The sequence below is a fragment of the Micromonospora sp. MH33 genome (assembly GCF_003013775.1).
Taxonomy (GTDB): domain Bacteria; phylum Actinomycetota; class Actinomycetes; order Mycobacteriales; family Micromonosporaceae; genus Micromonospora; species Micromonospora fulviviridis.
In genome coordinates, this window is record NZ_MUYZ01000140.1 from 1 (window position 1) to 16,287 (window position 16,287).

The window sequence follows — 16,287 nt, forward strand, 5'->3', positions numbered from 1 at the left end:
GCCGCCGCCGGGCACGACACCGTGCCCGCCGACCCGGTCTACCCGACCCGGCTCGGCCTGCAGGGCATCGCCACCTGGTTCGCCGCGGCCGCCACCGAGGTGCAGGCCGCGGGCGTGCAGCGGCGCGGCCTCCAGCGGCGCAGCCGCCGGCACGTCGCGCTCGGCGAGTGGGCACAGCGCCGGGGGTACGTGCGCGAGGCCGACCGAGCCGCCTGGCGCGAACGGTCGGTGAACTTCTTCGCCGACCACTCGGTCGACCTGCTGCTCACCCCGGCGCTGGCCGGTCCGCCGCCGGCCGCCGCCGGCTGGTCCGGCCGTTCCTGGCTGGCGAACATGAAGGCCAACATCCGGTACGCCCCGTATGCCGCGCCCTGGAACATCGCCGGGTTGCCGGCGATCGTGGTGCCGGTGGGCCGCCGCCCGGACGGCCTCCCGGTCGCCGTGCAGTTCGTCGGCCCGCCCGGCTCGGAGCTGCTGCTGCTCGGCGTCGCCGGCCAGTTCGAGATGCAGGCGCCGTGGCAGCGGCACGCCCCCGGCTACCCCCGGGTCGGGACGGGGTCGCCGGCCCACGCATGATCGTCTAGCGTGTGCGCACCCACGCACACCGGGACGGTCATCCATGCGTTGCCACACCTGCGGGGACGAGACGTCCCCCGCCGACAACGAGTGCCAGAACTGCCACACGCCGCACGGCCAGCCCGCCCTCACCCCGGGCGTGCCGACCTACCCGGTGCGCGGGATCGGCCTCGCCGCCTCCGTCGCGGTCGGCGCGACTGCGCTGCTCTACGGGTTGCTGGCGCTCTTTCCGCTGGTCGGCGTCGTGCTGGCCGGGCGGGCGAGGGAGAGCCAGGACCCTGATGTCCTGCTCGGCGCCGTGCTGCTCGAGGTGGTGCTCTCGCTGCCGTTCCTGGTGGTCTACCTGACGGCCGCCGTCCTGGTGATCATCTGGACGTGGCGGGCCCGGAAGAATCTGGACGCCTTTCCGGGTGCGCTTCCCCACCTGGGCGCCGGTTGGGCGATCGCCGGGTGGCTGGTGCCGTTCGCCAACTTCGTGGTGCCCGCCCGGGTGGTCGCGAACCTCGCCCGGGACAGCCTCTGGAAGCGGTTCACCCCGGGACTGGTCTCCGTCTGGTGGGTCGCGTGGCTGGCCTTCAGCATCGGGGAGCGCCTGGTGAGCCGGCGCGACGACCGGGCGTACGCCCGGCTGCCCGAGCAGCCGCGCTTCGACACCGAGTTCCGGTGGTACGCCGACTTCTACCGGGAGGCGCTCGGGTGGCACCTGCTCCCGCTGGTCGCCTGCCTGGTGGCCGCCGTGTCGCTGATCGTGCTGATCCGGCGGATCTCCGTGGCCCAGGAGCAGCGGATCGCTCTCGGCGCGCCCGCCTGGCCCGTTCCGGCGGGCTGGCCCGGCTGGCCGTCCGGGTACGCCCACCCGCCACAGCCGGGCCCCGGGTCGGCACCGCGGGTGGCGGCTGAGCCGACCGTGGCGTCGCCGCAGGTTCCCCCGGGGCCGGGTGGCACGATCGGGGCATGACGGAACTGGTCGGTCTCGCCGACGTACAGGCCGCGCGGGAACTGCTCGCCGGCGTCACCCGCACCACCCCGCTGGAGCCGTCCCGGCCGCTCAGCGCCGCGCTCGGCGGGCCGGCCTGGTTGAAGTGCGAGAACGTGCAGCGCGCCGGGTCGTACAAGGTCCGCGGCGCGTACGTGCGGATCTCCCGGCTCTCCGCGCAGGAGCGGGAGCGCGGCGTGGTCGCGGCGAGCGCCGGCAACCACGCCCAGGGGGTGGCGCTCGCCGCCGGCCTGGTCGGCGCGCACGCCACGGTCTTCATGCCGGTGAACGCGCCGCTGCCGAAGGTGGCCGCCACCAAGGGGTACGGGGCGCAGGTCGAGCTGGTCGGCAACACGGTGGACGAGTCGCTGGTCGCGGCGCAGACCTTCGCCGAGCGGACCGGGGCGGTGTTCATCCACCCGTTCGACCACCGCGACGTCATCGCCGGGCAGGGCACGGTGGCCCTGGAGATCCTCGAACAGTGCCCGGACGTGAAGACCATCGTGACCGGGGTGGGCGGCGGCGGGCTGATCTCCGGCCTGGCGGTGGTCGCCAAGGCGCTGCGCCCCGACGTACGCGTGATCGGGGTGCAGGCGGCCAGCGCCGCCGCCTTCCCGCCCTCGCTCAAGGCCGGCGAGCCGGTCCGGCTGCCCTTCTTCTCGACGATCGCCGACGGGATCGCGGTCGGCCGCCCCGGCGAGCTGACCTTCACCCACGTCCGCAAGCTGGTCGACGAGATCGTCACGGTCACCGAGGAGGACATCTCCCGGGCGCTGCTGATGCTGCTGGAACGCGGCAAGCAGGTGGTGGAGCCGGCCGGCGCGGTCGGCGTGGCCGCGCTGCTGGCCGGGGCCGTGGAGGTGCAGGCGCCGGTGGTGGCGGTGCTCTCCGGCGGCAACATCGACCCGCTGCTGATGCTGCGGGTGATCGAGCACGGGCTGGCGGCGGCCGGCCGCTACCTGCGGGTCACCGTCCGCTGCACGGACCGGCCGGGTCAGCTCGCCTCGCTGCTCAGCGAGATCGCCGAGCACCGGGCCAACGTGGTCGACGTGGTGCACCAGCGGGCCAACCCGCACCTGCGGCTCGGCGAGGTGGAGGTCGCGCTCTCGGTGGAGACCCGCGGCGTGGAGCACTCGGACACCCTGATCAGCGCCCTGCGGGCCAGCGGCTACCAGGTGGTCTTCGCGGGCGAGGGATGAGCCCCACGGACGCGACCGCCCCGGCCGGACGATGCCGGTCGGGGCGGTCGGGTTGTGGCTCGGGTCCGAGGAGCCTGTCAGCCTCGGTCGGGTCGGACCCGAGCCATCCGGCGCGGGTCCGGTTGGCGGCTAGCCGGAGAACGGCTCGAACTTGACGACCGTCACCTTGATGTCGGCCCCGCTGGGGGCCGTGTAGGTGCAGGTCTGGCCCGCCTTGCCGCCCAGGATCGCCTTGCCGAGCGCGGACTCGGGGCTGTAGACGGTGAGGTCGGTCGTGGAGGCGATCTCACGGGAGCCGAGCAGGAAGGTCTCCGTGTCGTCGGCGTCGTCGTCGAAGTAGATCGTCACGACCATGCCGGGCGACACCGCGTCGGCGGTCGGAGCCTCGCCGACCTTGGCCGTGCGGAGCAGCTCCTTCAGGTAGAGGATGCGACCCTCCGCCTTGCCCTGCTCCTCGCGGGCGGCGTGGTAGCCACCGTTCTCCCGCAGGTCGCCCTCCTCGCGCCGGGCGTTGATCTCGGCGGCGATCACCGGTCGGTTGGCGATCAGCTCGTCGAGCTCGCCCTGCAGGCGGTCGTACGCGTCCTGGGACAGCCAGGTGGCGGGCGCCTCGTTGTCATTGGTGGACACAGGCGATCTCCTCGTTGGTGCGGACTGGCTGACAGGTGAACTACCAAGTTACCAGTGCCGGACACGTCAGGGTGTCGCCGATCACCCCGGGTGCCGGCGCTCCGACCCGGGGTGCGTGTGCCGGCGGCTCGCCGGTTACCGGCTCAGCCGGCCGGTCGACAGCGCAGCACCTCGCCGATGAAGGGACGGGCCGTGGTCGGCACCTCCTGCCGGGTCCGGACGTGCCGTTCGCCGGGCGGGGCGGTCACCGTGGCCTCGACGTGGCCCACCTCGGCGCCGTCGTGGGAGCGTGCCCGCAGCAGGCAGGTCGCGGAGCCGCCCGCGGGGACGGTGACCCGGAACTCGACCACCACCCGGGAGTCGGTGATCCCGGTGTAGGTGATCACCTCGGCGCGGTAGTCGGGGTCGCCGTACTGGCCGTAGAGCCGGGCGGCGACCAGCCCGAGGAGCGCCAGCAGGAGGGCCGCCACCAGCACGAGCAGCAGCGGACGGCGGCGCCCCGGCTCCCGGCGACGGCCGTAGCGGCCGGGCGGGAAGACCGGTGCACCCGATGCGATTGTGGCGTGCGTCTCGCTCACCGGCGGGTATCTCCTGGCGTTGTTGTCGGCGGCATCGGCAAGAATGGCAGAGTCCATCTTCCCAGCCCGGCGCTGAGCCAAGGATGGCAGGTCGGCCCCGCCGCCGACCGGCCAGCACGGGGGCTTTCGCGGGCGCGGGGGGAGATTCCGGCAGGTCAGCCGGGCGGGCCCGGGTGGGCCGGGCCCGGCGGGCACAGACGAGGAGCGCCGAAGGTGGCAGAGCAGCTGCGGCTCATGGCGGTGCACGCCCATCCCGACGACGAGTCGAGCAAGGGCGCCGCCACCATGGCGAAATACGTCGCCGAGGGGGTGGATGTCCTGGTCGTCACCTGCACCGGTGGTGAGCGGGGCAGCGTGCTCAACCCCAAGATGGACCGGCCCGACGTGTGGGCCAACATCGGCGACATCCGCCGTGCCGAGATGGACGCGGCCCGGGCCATCCTCGGCGTCGAGCAGGCGTGGCTCGGTTTCGTCGACTCCGGCCTGCCCGAGGGCGACCCGCTGCCGCCGCTGCCGGAGGGTTGCTTCGCCCTGGAGGACGTCGACGTCGCGGCCGCCCCGCTGGTGCGGCTCATGCGCCAGTTCCGCCCGCACGTCGTCACCACGTACGACGAGGAGGGCGGCTACCCGCACCCCGACCACATCATGACCCACAAGGTGACCGTGGCCGCCTTCGAGGCCGCCGGCGACCCGGACCACCACCCGGAGCTGGGCGAGCCGTGGCAGCCGCTCAAGCTCTACTACGACGTGGGCTTCTCGCGGGCCAAGATCATGGCGCTGCACGAGGCGATGCTCGCCACCGGCCTGGAGTCGCCGTACGGGGAGTGGATGAAGCGCTGGGAGGACCGCGCCGACAAGGGCGAGCGGATCACCACCCGGGTCGAGTGCGCCGAATACTTCCCGGTCCGCGACGACGCGCTGCGCGCCCACGCCACCCAGATCGACCCGGACGGCTTCTGGTTCCAGGTGCCGATGGACCTGCAGCAGCGCGCCTGGCCCACCGAGGACTTCCAACTCGCCCGTTCGATGGTGGACAGCCCGCTGCCCGAGTCCGACCTCTTCGCCGGGGTGCGCGAGACGTGCCATGCCCGCTGATTTCCCGGCGGGCTACGCTGGTCGTCAGCCGCACATCGGAGGAACACCATGCTGACCACCGCCCAGGTGCTCGCGGAGAACAACTTCGGTGACACCCGCACGGGTGGTCTGGCCGGCCCGATGGGCCTCTTCCTCATCGTGCTGCTGGCCACCGCCACCGTCCTGTTGATCCGCAACATGAACGCCCGGCTGCGCCGGCTGCCCGACCGGTTCCCGCAGCAGGCCGGGCCGGCCGAGCCGGGCCGGACCGATGCGACAGTCGCCGATCCGACAGACGGGACCGCCGCGCAGGAATCCCCGACGAACGCCCCCAACGGCTCCCAGCAGCGCCGGAACGGCTGAACAGCGCGTGAATCACGCCGAAGCCGGTCGTCCACCCCTGTTGCGACCACCGGCTTTGGCTTAGCCTTCCGCCGGGGGGACCTGTAAAGGCCCCGAGCCGTGCGCGGAAGGGGGGCGCCGATGTCGATGGCAGCAACGGCCCCCGACCGTGCCCTAGGGCCGCCGTCCGACGGGGTAGGCCCGTGACCTCCGGCCGGGCCGACCAGCCCCCCGATCAGCGGGGCCTGCGCGGCACGCCGGTCGGCGTTCTGCTGCTGACCACCGCCGTCGCGGTCACCGCCCTGGCGGCCGCCGTGGTCGGCCTCACCGTTCCCGCGCACCTGCCGCCGGACGACCCGCTGCCGGGGTTTGTCTGGTTCGGCGTCGCCGTCGTCGCGTTCGCCGTGGCTCAGCTCGCCCGGCTGCGCTTCCGTACCGCCTCGGGCATGGTCAGCATCACCTGGGGCGAGGCGGCCCTCGTCGTCTGCCTCTACCTCGTACCGGCCGGCTGGCTGCCGGCCGCTGCCCTGCTCGGCACCGGGGCCGCGTGGACCGCCATGTCCCTGTTCGCCGACCGCCGGCCCGCGCTGGAACTGGTCCGGATCGCCGGTTCGCTGAGCGCCGCCACCGCGCTCGCCGCGGCGGTCGCCAGCGCGCTCGGCCAGCCGCTGCTCGCCGCGCCGACCCCGGAGCTGGCCCTCGCGCTGATCGCCGGTGCGGTGGCCTACCTGCTCACCACCGCCTGGCTGGGCGGCGCCGGTCTCGCGCTGCTGCACGGCATCTCCATCGGTCCGCCGCTGCTCGCCGCGCTCCGCGGCAAGCTGCTCATGTTCGTCGGCAACGTGGCGGTCGGCCTGGTGGTGGTCACCCTGCTGGAGCTCGACCCGCGCTGGCTGCTGCTCCTGCCGCCGCCGCTCTGGCTGCTCCAGCAGACCTACCGGCACCGCCTCCGGGCCGACCAGGAGCGGCGGACCTGGCGGGCGTTCGCCGAGGCCACCGCCGCGCTCAACCAGCTCGACGAGCGGGGCGTGGCGACCGCCGCCGTGACCGGGGCGCTCACCCTGTTCGGCGCCGAGCTGGTCGAGGTGGACGTGGCCCGGGGCGACGGCCGCTGGCGCCGCTACCGGGCGGACACCGGCGCCCAGGTGCGCGACCGCGAGGTGGAACCCCCGTCGGCCACCGGCTCCGGGGAGCACGAGCTGGTCCGGCGGCTCGCCGTGGGCAGCGCCGAGGTCGGCCAGCTGCGGGTCCGGTTCCCCCGCTCCGCCCCGCCGACCGCCCGGGAACGGGACGGCGTCGCCGCGTTCGGCGACGCGCTGGCCGCCGCCCTGCACGACGCCGCCACCCACCGCGAGCTGCGGCTGGTCACCGCCCGCTCGTCGTACGAGGCGGTGCACGACCAGCTCACCGGGCTGCTCAACCGGGCCGCCCTGCTGGCCAAGGGCGACCAGGCGTTGCGGCAGCGCGCCCACGACCACCCGGTGGCACTGCTGCTGCTCGACATCAACCAGTTCAAAGAGGTCAACGACACGCTGGGGCACGCGGCCGGCGACCAGCTGCTGCGGCTGGCCGCGAACCGGCTGGCCACCATGACCCGTCCGGGCGACCTGCTCGGGCGGCTCGGCGGCGACGAGTTCGCCCTGCTGCTGACCACGGTGCCGGTGGTCGACGACCGGGCCGCCCCGCTGGCGTACGCGCTGCGGCAGGCCCGGGAGATCGCCGAGCGGCTGGCCGCGCCGACCGAGGTGGCCGGGGTGCGCATGTCGGTGGAGGTGGCGGTCGGTGTGGTGGTCGCCGACGCGGGCACCGCCGACCTGACCGAGCTGCTGCGTCGGGCCGACATCGCCATGTACCAGGCGAAGGAGGGCGGCGGCAGCGTCGCCGCGTACGACAGCTCGCGCGATGCGGCGAGCACCGACCACCTGGCGTTGCTCGCGGAGCTGCGGGAGGCCCTGGAGGCCGACGACCAGCTGGTGCTGGCGTTGCAGCCGGCGGTGGACCTGGCCACCGGCGCCCCGACCGGGGTGGAGGCGCTCATCCGCTGGCGGCACCCGCGCCGCGGCTGGCTCGGCCCGGCGGACTTCATCCGCCCGGTGGAGAACAGCGAGCAGCTCGGCAGCTTCACCCGCTACGTGCTGGACAAGGCCCTCGCGGTGGCGGCCGGCTGGGCGCGCGAGGGGCTGGACATCCCGATCTCGGTGAACCTGTCGGCGCGCAGCCTGCTCGACCCGCGGCTGCCGGCCGAGATCGGCGAGGCACTGCGCCGGCACCAGGTCCCGCCGCACCGGCTGGTGCTGGAGATCACCGAGACGGTGGTGATGAGCGAGCTGGAGGTCATCGACGAGGTGCTGGCCACCCTCCGCGCGATGGGCGTGCAGCTCGCCGTCGACGACTTCGGCACCGGGTTCTCCTCGCTGACCTTCCTGACCCGGATCGCGGTGGACGAGTTGAAGGTGGACCGTTCCTTCGTGATCCGGATGGCCGACTCGCCGGAGGCCGCCGCGATCGTGCGGACCACCGTCGGGCTCGCCCACGAGCTGGGTCTGCGGGTGGTGGCCGAGGGCGTGGAGACCGCCGAGCAGCGGATCGCCCTGGCCGAGCTGGGCTGCACCGCCGCCCAGGGCTACCACTTCTTCAAGCCGATGCCGGCGGACAAGATCGGGGCGGTGCTCGGGTCGCTGCTGGACACCGCGCGTGGCAACGTCCTCCCGCTCCGCGCCGACGGCGCCTCCTGACCGTCCCGCGCGTTCCGACCGTCCCGCGCCTTCTTGCCGTCCCGCGCGTTCCGACCGTCCCGCGCCGGTTGGCCGTCCCGCGCCGCCGGGGCCGATCGCCACGGCGGCGCGGACCGGCCGGTCGCCGGGTCGGCCGCGGGGCAGCACGTCGTCGAGGACGGTGGGCAGGGTCGCCCAGTCGGCGGAGGCGATGCTGGCGTGCTTCCGGGCCAGCTCGGCCACCCGGGCCGCCGCCGCGCCGGCGTCGCCCGCGCCGACCGCCGGCGGGACGTTCTGCGCGTCGGTCATCACCAGCAGGTAGTGGTTGGTGTCGTACCAGGCGGTGTCGATGCCGCCGGTGACGTACGCGGTGGCGTCGCCGTCGAAGAGCACGAACCAGGGCCGCAGGCTCGCGTCGGCGTACCGGGTGCGCGGGTCGCCGGCCTGCGCCCGGTGCACGGCCGGGAAGGCGCGGGCCGTGCCCAGCGTGCCGGCCGCCGCGAGGCCGGCCAGGTGGCGGGCGTACTCGACGTCGGTCCAGAGGGTGTCGGTCGGGTTGCCCTCCTCGACGGTGCCGGGGATCAGCTCGACGATCAGCCGGCCGGCGAGCTGGGCCCGGCTGGGCCAGGCGTCGGCGCGCGCGGCGGCGTCCAGGCCGGTGTGACCGCCGAGCAGCTCGGCCGGGCGGAACACCCGGTCGCCGAGCCGGGCGGCGAGCACCGCGTCGAGCTCGGCCGGTCCCTGCCCGGTACGGCCGCTGAAGCCCGTCTTCAGCTCCAGCTTGAGCACCAGCGGGCCCGCGTCGGGGTGCGCGCCCAGCCAGATCCGGATGTCGTCCAGGCAGTGCTCCAGGTTCCGGTTCCGGGTGCCGGTGTAGAGCTGGGCGGCGCTGGTGGCGGCCACGCAGTTGTTGTCGTTGCCGAGCGGGTTGGAGTGGCTGACCCGCCACTGCCGGGTCAGCACGTCCGGCCAGACGTCCAGCTCGATCAGCCCGGGCCGGGCGTCGAGCGCCTGGGCCAGGTAGGGGTAGGTGCCGCGCTCGTACGCGTTGTGGACCCCGACGCCGGTGGTGGCGGAGAACCGGGTCTCCGGCGGGACCTCGGCGGACGCGGTGCCGGGAGCCAGCACGGATCCGGCGAGGGCGGCGAGGGCGAGCAGGGTGGGGAGTCTGCGCATGAACCGTCTCCTTCGGACGGCCCGGCGGCGCCGGGCATGCGCCGATTTAAATCAACAAAGATAAATATCGGAAGGACGGATCGTGTCCGGCCGAGCCGCCGAGCGGCCCCGCCTCGGGCACCTTCACGGTGACCGGTGATCCGGACGACCCGGTGACCCGGGGAGAGACCTTCTCCTTCTCGACCGCGACCGGCATGACGGCCCAGCTCTACGGCAGCCCGTTCGACGCCCGGGTCGAGGCCGTCGATCCCGCCACGGGAGCCAACTTCTACCTGGTGCTGGCGCCCGACGGCGGTCCGCTGGAACCCCGTACCTACACCGGCGCCACCGCCTGGCCCTACTACGAGGGCGGCCCGGGAATGGTCCTCAACAGCAACCTCGGCGGTTGTGACGGCGACCTGGTCGGTTCGTTCACCATCCAGGACATCCGGTTCGGCCCCTACAACTATCTCGAGAAGCTCGACGCCACCTTCGAGCAGCACTGTTCAGGTGGGGCGCCGGCCGCTCGGGGCGAGGTGCACCTGACCAACCCGCCGGCGCTGCCGCCGCTGGATCCTCAGGCGACGGTGGCGGGGACCGGCGCGGTCGTCATGCCGGACGGCCTGGTGACTGTACGAGGCACGCTGACCTGTAGCCAGGCGGCACTGGTGTTCGTCGACGCCCATGTCCAGCAGAACGGCCGGCTGGTCGGGCTCGACCGCGCCGAGGTGCGGTGCCTGGCGGGCCAGGCGGTGCCATGGACGGCGACGAGAACCGAGCCGAGCGGGGTGCGCCTCCGGCCGGGTGATGCGGACGTCCGGCTGGAGATCTCGGGCCGCGACCCGTTCTACGACGTGTACGTCCGGGTCGTCCCCCCGCTGTTCCCCGTGCGGCTGGACGCCGCCTGATCACGGCCGCTGGTGTACCCGGTGGGCCGGGGAGGTGGCTCCCCGGCCCGACCGGTCCACTCCGGCCGCGTCTCCGGCGTGTGGCCGATATGGTCGTCGGGTGAACCGACTCGCCGACGCCACGTCGCCCTACCTGCTCCAGCACGCCGACAACCCGGTCGACTGGTGGCCCTGGTGCGACGAGGCGTTCGCGGAGGCGAAGCGGCGCGACGTGCCGGTGCTCATCTCGGTCGGCTACGCGGCCTGCCACTGGTGCCATGTCATGGCGCACGAGTCGTTCGAGAACGAGGGCGTCGCCCAGCTCATGAACGACGACTTCGTCTGCGTCAAGGTGGACCGGGAGGAGCGGCCCGACGTCGACGCGGTCTACATGACCGCCACCCAGGCGATGACCGGGCAGGGCGGCTGGCCGATGACGGTGTTCGCCACCCCGGACGGCACCCCGTTCTTCTGCGGCACCTACTTCCCGCGGGCCAACTTCATCCGGCTGCTCGGCTCGGTCGCCACCGCCTGGCGGGACCAGCGGGAGGCGGTGCTCCAGCAGGGCGCCGCCGTGGTCGAGGCGATCGGCGGCGCGCAGGCCGTGGGCGGCCTGACCGCCCCGCTCACCGCCGAGCTGCTGGACGCCGCCGCCGACCAGCTGGCCACGGAGTACGACGAGACGAACGGCGGCTTCGGCGGCGCCCCGAAGTTCCCGCCGCACATGAACCTGCTCTTCCTGCTCCGGCACCACCAGCGCACCGGTTCGCCCCGGAGCCTGGAGATCGTCCGGCACACCTGCGAGGCGATGGCCCGCGGCGGCCTGCACGACCAGCTCGCCGGCGGCTTCGCGCGCTACTCGGTGGACGGGCACTGGACGGTGCCGCACTTCGAGAAGATGCTCTACGACAACGCCCTGCTGCTGCGGGTCTACACCCAGCTCTGGCGGCTCACCGGGGACCGGCTGGCCCGGCGGGTGGCCCGCGACACGGCCCGGTTCCTCGCCGACGAACTGCACCGGGCCGGCGAGGGTTTCGCCTCGGCGCTGGACGCGGACACCCAGGGCGTCGAGGGCCTCACCTACGTCTGGACCCCGGCCCAGCTCGTCGAGGTGCTGGGCGAGGAGGACGGCCGCTTCGCCGCCGACCTGTTCGGCGTGACCGAGCAGGGGAATTTCGAAGGCGGCACGAGCGTGCTCCGGCTGGCCCGCGACGTGGACGACGCCGACCCGGAGGTCCGGGCCCGCTGGCAGGGGGTGGTGGGGAGGCTGCTCGCCGCCCGGGACACCCGCCCCCAGCCGGCCCGGGACGACAAGGTGGTGGCCGCCTGGAACGGGCTCGCGATCACGGCGATCGCCGAGTTCCAGCAGGTCGCGGCCCTCTACGCGTCACCCGACGACGAGGACGCCAACCTCATGGAGGGCGTCACCATCGTGGCCGACGGCGCGATGCGGGACGCCGCCGAGCACCTGGCGGCCGTGCACGTGGTGGACGGCCGGCTCCGCCGGGTCTCCCGGGACAAGGTCGTCGGCGAGCCGGCCGGCGTGCTGGAGGACTACGGCTGCGTGGCCGAGGCGTTCTGCGCGCTGCACCAGCTCACCGGCGAGGGGCGCTGGCTCACCCTGGCCGGTCAGCTCCTCGACGTGGCGCTGGCCCGGTTCGCCGCACCGGACGGCGGCTTCTACGACACCGCCGACGACGCCGAGCGCCTGGTCACCCGGCCCGCCGACCCGACCGACAACGCCACCCCGGCCGGCCGCTCGGCGATGGTCGCGGCGCTCGTCGCGTACGCGGCGTTGACGGGTCAGACCCGGTACCGGGAGGCGGCCGAGGCGGCCCTGTCGACGGTCGCGCCGATCGTCGGGCGGCACGCCCGGTTCACCGGCTACGCGGCCACGGTCGGCGAGGCGCTGCTCTCCGGGCCGTACGAGATCGCGGTGGTGACCGACGACCCGGTGGGCGACCCGCTGGTGGCCGCCGCGCTCCGGCACGCCCCGCCCGGGGCCGTGGTGGTGGCGGGCCGCGCCGACCAGCCCGGCGTGCCGCTGCTGGCGGACCGGCCGGCGCTGGGCGGTCGGCCCACCGCGTACGTCTGCCGGGGGTTCGTCTGCGACCGGCCGGTCACCACGGCCGAGGATCTGGTCGCCCGGCTCGGCTGACGGTCACGGCCAGAGCAGGTCGCGGCTCCACCCGTCGGCGCCCCGCCGGTACCGCAGCCGAACGTGCCGGCGCTCCCGGTCGGCCTGCCAGAACTCGACGCTCGCCGGGGTCACCGAGTAGACCGTGTGCCCCTCGGCGACCAGCCCGGGATCGGCGGCCAGCCGGGCGCGTACCTCGGCCAGTTTCCGGTCCAGCTCGGCGCGGTCGGCGAGGACGGCGCTCTGCCGGCCGGCCAGGGTCGCGATCCGGGAGCCCTCCGGCCGGGCCAGGAAGTCCCGCCGGGAGACGTCGGGGTCGGCGGGCCGGGCGGTGCCGCGTACCCGGACCTGCCGGCCCTGCTCCCGCCAGTGGAAGCCGAGCGCGACGCGGGGGTCGCCGGCGATCTGCCTCCCCTTGGCGCTGGTCGAGGTGGTGGCGAAGTGCCAGCCCTCGGCGTCCAGGTCCTTCAGGATCAGTACCCGCACGTCGGGCGCGCCGTCGGCGTCGACCGTCGCGACCGTCATGGCGTGTGGCTCGTCCACCCCGGCGGCGACCGCTCCGGCGAGCCAGTCGGCGAAGAGGGCGGTGGGTTCCGCCGGCACGTCGGTCGGGTCGAAGGACGGCATGTCGTGGGCGAGCACCGGCAGGCCGCGGAGCAGATCGCGGGTCGTCATGCGTTGATCTTGGCAACCCGGCCGTGGGCAGGTCCTGACCGACTTTCCCGGGTCCCGGCCCTCGGGACCGCCGCCCGCTGCCGCCCCGATAGGCTGGCGGCGCTATGGATTCCCGTACCGGACTGCCTGTCGTCGGCATGGTGGGCGGTGGCCAGCTGGCCCGGATGACCCACCAGGCCGCCATCGCCCTCGGCCAGTCGCTGCGCGTGCTCGCGCTCGCCCCGGACGACGGCGCCGCCCTGGTCGCCGCCGACGTCCAGTACGGCGACCACACCGACCTCGCCGCCCTGCGCACCTTCGCCAAGGGGTGCGACGTGGTCACCTTCGACCACGAGCACGTGCCCAACGCGCACATCCGCACCCTGGCCGAGGAGGGCGTGAAGCTCTTCCCGCCGGCCGAGGCGCTGGTGCACGCCCAGGACAAGCGGGTGATGCGTGAGCGGCTCGGTGAGCTGGGCGCGCCGAACCCGGCCTGGCGTCCGGTGGAGGCCCCGGCCGACCTGGTGGCGTTCGGCGCGGAGATCGGCTGGCCGGTGGTGCTCAAGGCCGCCCGCGGCGGCTACGACGGCCGGGGCGTCTGGATGGTGGAGGACGCCACCGGAGCTGCCGAGCTGGCCACCACCCTGCTGGCCGGGGGCACCCCGCTGATCGTCGAGGAGCGGGTGGCGCTGCGCCGGGAGCTGGCCGTGCAGGTGGCCCGCTCACCGTTCGGGCAGGTCGCCGCGTACCCGGTGGTGGAGACGGTGCAGCGGGACGGCATCTGCGTCGAGGTGCTCGCCCCGGCGCCCGACCTTCCGGAGGAGCGGGCGGTGGCCGCGCAGCAGCTCGCCATCGACCTGGCCACCGCGCTCGGCGTGGTCGGCCTGCTCGCGGTGGAGCTGTTCGAGACGCCCACCGGGTTGGTGGTGAACGAGCTGGCCATGCGGCCGCACAACTCGGGGCACTGGACCATCGAGGGGGCCCGGACCTCCCAGTTCGAGCAGCACCTGCGGGCCGTCCTCGACTACCCGATGGGGGACACCTCGCTCACCGCGCCGGTCGTGGTGATGGCTAACGTGCTCGGCGGCGAGCCGGGTGGCATGTCGATCGACGAGCGGCTGCACCACCTCTTCGCCGCGGAACCCGGGGCCAAGGTCCACCTCTACGGCAAGCAGGTGCGCCCGGGCCGCAAGATCGGGCACGTCACCGTGCTCGGCAACGACCTGGACGACGTACGGGCCCGGGCCGCGCGTGCGGCCCGCTGGCTGCGGGAAGGACGCCAATGAGCACCGTCGGGCTGATCATGGGCAGCGACTCGGACTGGCCGACCATGCGGGCCGCGGCCGAGGCGCTCGACGAGTTCGGCGTGCCCTACGAGGTCGGCGTGGTGTCGGCGCACCGCACCCCGGTCAAGATGATCGAGTACGGCCGGGCGGCCGCCGACCGTGGCGTCAAGGTGATCATCGCCGGGGCGGGCGGCGCGGCGCACCTGCCCGGCATGGTCGCCTCGGTCACCCCGCTGCCGGTGATCGGCGTGCCGGTGCCGCTGAAGTATCTCGACGGCATGGACTCGTTGCTCTCCATCGTGCAGATGCCGGCCGGCGTGCCGGTGGCCACGGTGTCGATCGGCAACGCCCGCAACGCGGGGCTGCTCGCCGTGCGCATCCTGGGCGCGTCCGACCCGGCGCTGCGCGACCGGATGGCCGCCTACCAGGCCAGCCTGGAGGACCTGGTCGCCGAGAAGGAAGCCACCCTCCGCGCCTCGCTCGGCTGAACCCGCCTCATCGCATGCCCCGCAGCGCCGTCTGGAGCCGTTCCTGGGCGCGGCGGCGGCGCTCGTTGCTCGCGCCGAGCACCAGCAGGACGAAGCCGACCGGGATCAGCACCAGCCACGGGCCGAGGCTGAACAGCGCGTGCACCGCGGCGACCGCGGTGACCGTGGCGCCCACGATCACCGGCGCCTGCTGCCGGCTCGTCGAGCCGAAGATCAGCACCGCGACGGCACCGAGCAGCAGCAGCACCTGGCGCAGCATGCTGGACTCGGTGGCCAGCACGATCGCCAGCGTCGGCAGGAACGCGGCGACCAGCGCCGGCCCGTACGCCACCCAGCTCGACAGGTCGGGCCGGTGGCGCAGTTGCAGCACCCCGACCAGCAGGGCGAGCGCCGCGAACGGCAGGGTGTAGGCCTCCGGCAGCGCCACGTCGGCCACCCGCATGAGGATCCACCAGGCGCTGATCTCGCAGATGACCACCGCCCAGAACAGCAGGTTCCGCTCCATCGGCCGCCGGCCCGGGCGGCTGGCCGCCACGCCGAGGACGGCGCCCCAGGCGGCCAGCAGCGCGGCGATGTGCCGGGGCGAGTCGTACGCCAGGGCCAGCGCGATGAGCGCCGCCGCGTGGCCGCTCCACTCGACGGTGGCCGCCTCCCGGTACGCCTCGGGCCGGCGCAGCCGGGGGAGAGCGGTGGCGAAGACCTGGAGCGCCGCCCCGACCGCCAGCACCCCGAACGCGGACCAGACCGCGGCGAGCCCGGCCACCAGGCCGAGGGTGAGCACGAAGAGCTGGGCCATCAGCGAGGCGAAGAGCCAGCCGAGGATGCGGGCCCGCTGGGTGGTGCCGAAGAGCGCGGCGACCGCGCCGACGCCGACCGCGCCGCCCAGCGTGAACAGGGTCAGCTCCCGGGTAGCGAGGCTGCCGGCGAGCCCGGCGTTCCCGGCGGCCAGCCCGATGGCGAACACCAGCACCCGGGCCACCCGGATCGAGCGGGCCGGTTCGGCCAGCGCCGGCGGCGGGGTGAGCGCCAGCCCCAGCATCGAGACGGTGAAGACGGCCAGCCCGGCCAGGGCGGTCACCGGCCAGCCGCGGCCGAGCGCCACCGGGGTGATGAGCAGCGTGACCGCCGCGCCCGGCAGGACCACCGGCACGGCCCGGGACCGCCGGCCGCCGCTGAACCCGGTGGCGGCGAGCGCCGCCGTCGCGGTGAGCAGCAGCGCGGTGAGCACGTGCGTGGGATCCACCGCCTCGGGCGGCGGGGTGAGCAGTTCCGGTGGCGGTCCCTGCCAGATCCGGGACAGCACCCGGAGCGGTTCGACCAGCGCCACCACCAGCGCCGGCGCCAGGGTGGCCAGGGCCAGGGCGGTGGGCAGCGACGCCGCGGCGAGCGCCCCGGCCGCCGGGCTGACCCGCCAGCGCAGCTCGGTGGGGTCGTCCGGTGCCCGGCGCAGCGCCCCGTTGAGCAGCACCGACCAGCGGCGGACCGGTTGGGCCGAGCCGGCCGGCGGGACGGTGGCGGCCCGGATCAGCTCGGCGAGCACGCCGAGCAGCGCCGCCGCGGCGGCGTACACCCCGGCGGGGAGGTGGGTGAT

At 74.5% G+C, this 16,287-nt stretch carries 14 protein-coding genes and 1 pseudogene; 11 read left to right on the plus strand and 4 right to left on the minus strand.

Going from position 1 to position 16,287, the window contains the following annotated elements; genetic code table 11:
* From B0E53_RS20640 to ilvA, 3 genes are all read left to right on the plus strand, one after another.
* Window positions 1–576 (plus strand): amidase family protein (locus tag B0E53_RS20640; protein ID WP_246835515.1); only part of this gene is annotated, 576 nt, incomplete at its 5' end.
* A 43-nt stretch (window positions 577–619) separates the two neighbouring features.
* Window positions 620–1,534: a DUF4328 domain-containing protein gene (locus B0E53_RS20645; RefSeq protein ID WP_107077572.1), complete on the plus strand. Its 915-nt coding sequence runs from the start codon at window positions 620–622 to the stop codon at window positions 1,532–1,534.
* Window positions 1,531–2,751, plus strand: a complete 1,221-nt coding sequence (ilvA, locus tag B0E53_RS20650; RefSeq protein WP_107077573.1) for a threonine ammonia-lyase — start codon at window positions 1,531–1,533, stop codon at window positions 2,749–2,751. Before B0E53_RS20645 ends, ilvA begins: the two co-directional genes overlap by 4 nt.
* 129 nt (window positions 2,752–2,880) lie before the next feature.
* On the opposite strand, the gene greA is transcribed toward ilvA, so the two are convergent.
* Together greA and B0E53_RS20660 are read right to left on the minus strand one after the other, a co-directional pair.
* Window positions 2,881–3,381, minus strand: a complete 501-nt coding sequence (greA, locus tag B0E53_RS20655; RefSeq protein ID WP_107077574.1) for a transcription elongation factor GreA — start codon at window positions 3,379–3,381, stop codon at window positions 2,881–2,883.
* Between the two features lie 143 nt (window positions 3,382–3,524).
* Window positions 3,525–3,959, minus strand: a complete 435-nt coding sequence (locus tag B0E53_RS20660) for a DUF4307 domain-containing protein (RefSeq protein WP_107077575.1) — start codon at window positions 3,957–3,959, stop codon at window positions 3,525–3,527.
* Window positions 3,960–4,172: 213 nt separating this feature from the next.
* Between B0E53_RS20660 and mca the strand changes: the two genes are divergently transcribed.
* The 6 genes from mca (at window position 4,173) to B0E53_RS20690 (ending at window position 12,289) form a co-directional block, all read left to right on the plus strand.
* Window positions 4,173–5,054, plus strand: coding sequence for a mycothiol conjugate amidase Mca (mca, locus tag B0E53_RS20665; protein ID WP_107077576.1), 882 nt, complete (start codon window positions 4,173–4,175; stop codon window positions 5,052–5,054).
* Between the two features lie 48 nt (window positions 5,055–5,102).
* Complete coding sequence (locus B0E53_RS20670) at window positions 5,103–5,396, plus strand: hypothetical protein (RefSeq protein WP_107077577.1); 294 nt, start codon at window positions 5,103–5,105, stop codon at window positions 5,394–5,396.
* 224 nt (window positions 5,397–5,620) lie between these two features.
* Complete coding sequence (locus B0E53_RS20675; RefSeq protein ID WP_246835516.1) at window positions 5,621–8,110, plus strand: bifunctional diguanylate cyclase/phosphodiesterase; 2,490 nt, start codon at window positions 5,621–5,623, stop codon at window positions 8,108–8,110.
* Between the two features lie 307 nt (window positions 8,111–8,417).
* Window positions 8,418–8,753 carry a hypothetical protein gene (locus B0E53_RS37725; RefSeq protein ID WP_168215378.1) on the plus strand — a complete coding sequence of 112 codons (336 nt, stop codon included), beginning with the start codon at window positions 8,418–8,420 and terminating at the stop codon, window positions 8,751–8,753.
* Window positions 8,754–9,393: 640 nt separating this feature from the next.
* A complete protein-coding gene (locus B0E53_RS20685; RefSeq protein WP_107077579.1) occupies window positions 9,394–10,152 on the plus strand; it encodes a hypothetical protein in 759 nt (252 codons plus the stop codon).
* Between the two features lie 100 nt (window positions 10,153–10,252).
* A complete protein-coding gene (locus tag B0E53_RS20690) occupies window positions 10,253–12,289 on the plus strand; it encodes a thioredoxin domain-containing protein (protein WP_107077580.1) in 2,037 nt (678 codons plus the stop codon).
* Between the two features lie 3 nt (window positions 12,290–12,292).
* Here B0E53_RS20690 and B0E53_RS20695 read toward each other — a convergent pair whose 3' ends face one another.
* Entirely contained in the window at window positions 12,293–12,943 is a 651-nt protein-coding gene (locus B0E53_RS20695) for a pyridoxal 5'-phosphate synthase (RefSeq protein ID WP_107077581.1), read from the minus strand.
* Window positions 12,944–13,047: 104 nt separating this feature from the next.
* Between B0E53_RS20695 and B0E53_RS20700 the strand changes: the two genes are divergently transcribed.
* Complete coding sequence (locus tag B0E53_RS20700; RefSeq protein WP_107077582.1) at window positions 13,048–14,208, plus strand: 5-(carboxyamino)imidazole ribonucleotide synthase; 1,161 nt, start codon at window positions 13,048–13,050, stop codon at window positions 14,206–14,208.
* Window positions 14,205–14,696, plus strand: a complete 492-nt coding sequence (gene purE / locus B0E53_RS20705) for a 5-(carboxyamino)imidazole ribonucleotide mutase (protein ID WP_107077583.1) — start codon at window positions 14,205–14,207, stop codon at window positions 14,694–14,696. Before B0E53_RS20700 ends, purE begins: the two co-directional genes overlap by 4 nt.
* Window positions 14,697–14,703: 7 nt before the next feature.
* Here purE and B0E53_RS20710 read toward each other — a convergent pair.
* Window positions 14,704–16,287: pseudogene (locus B0E53_RS20710) on the minus strand (permease); the annotation flags it as partial.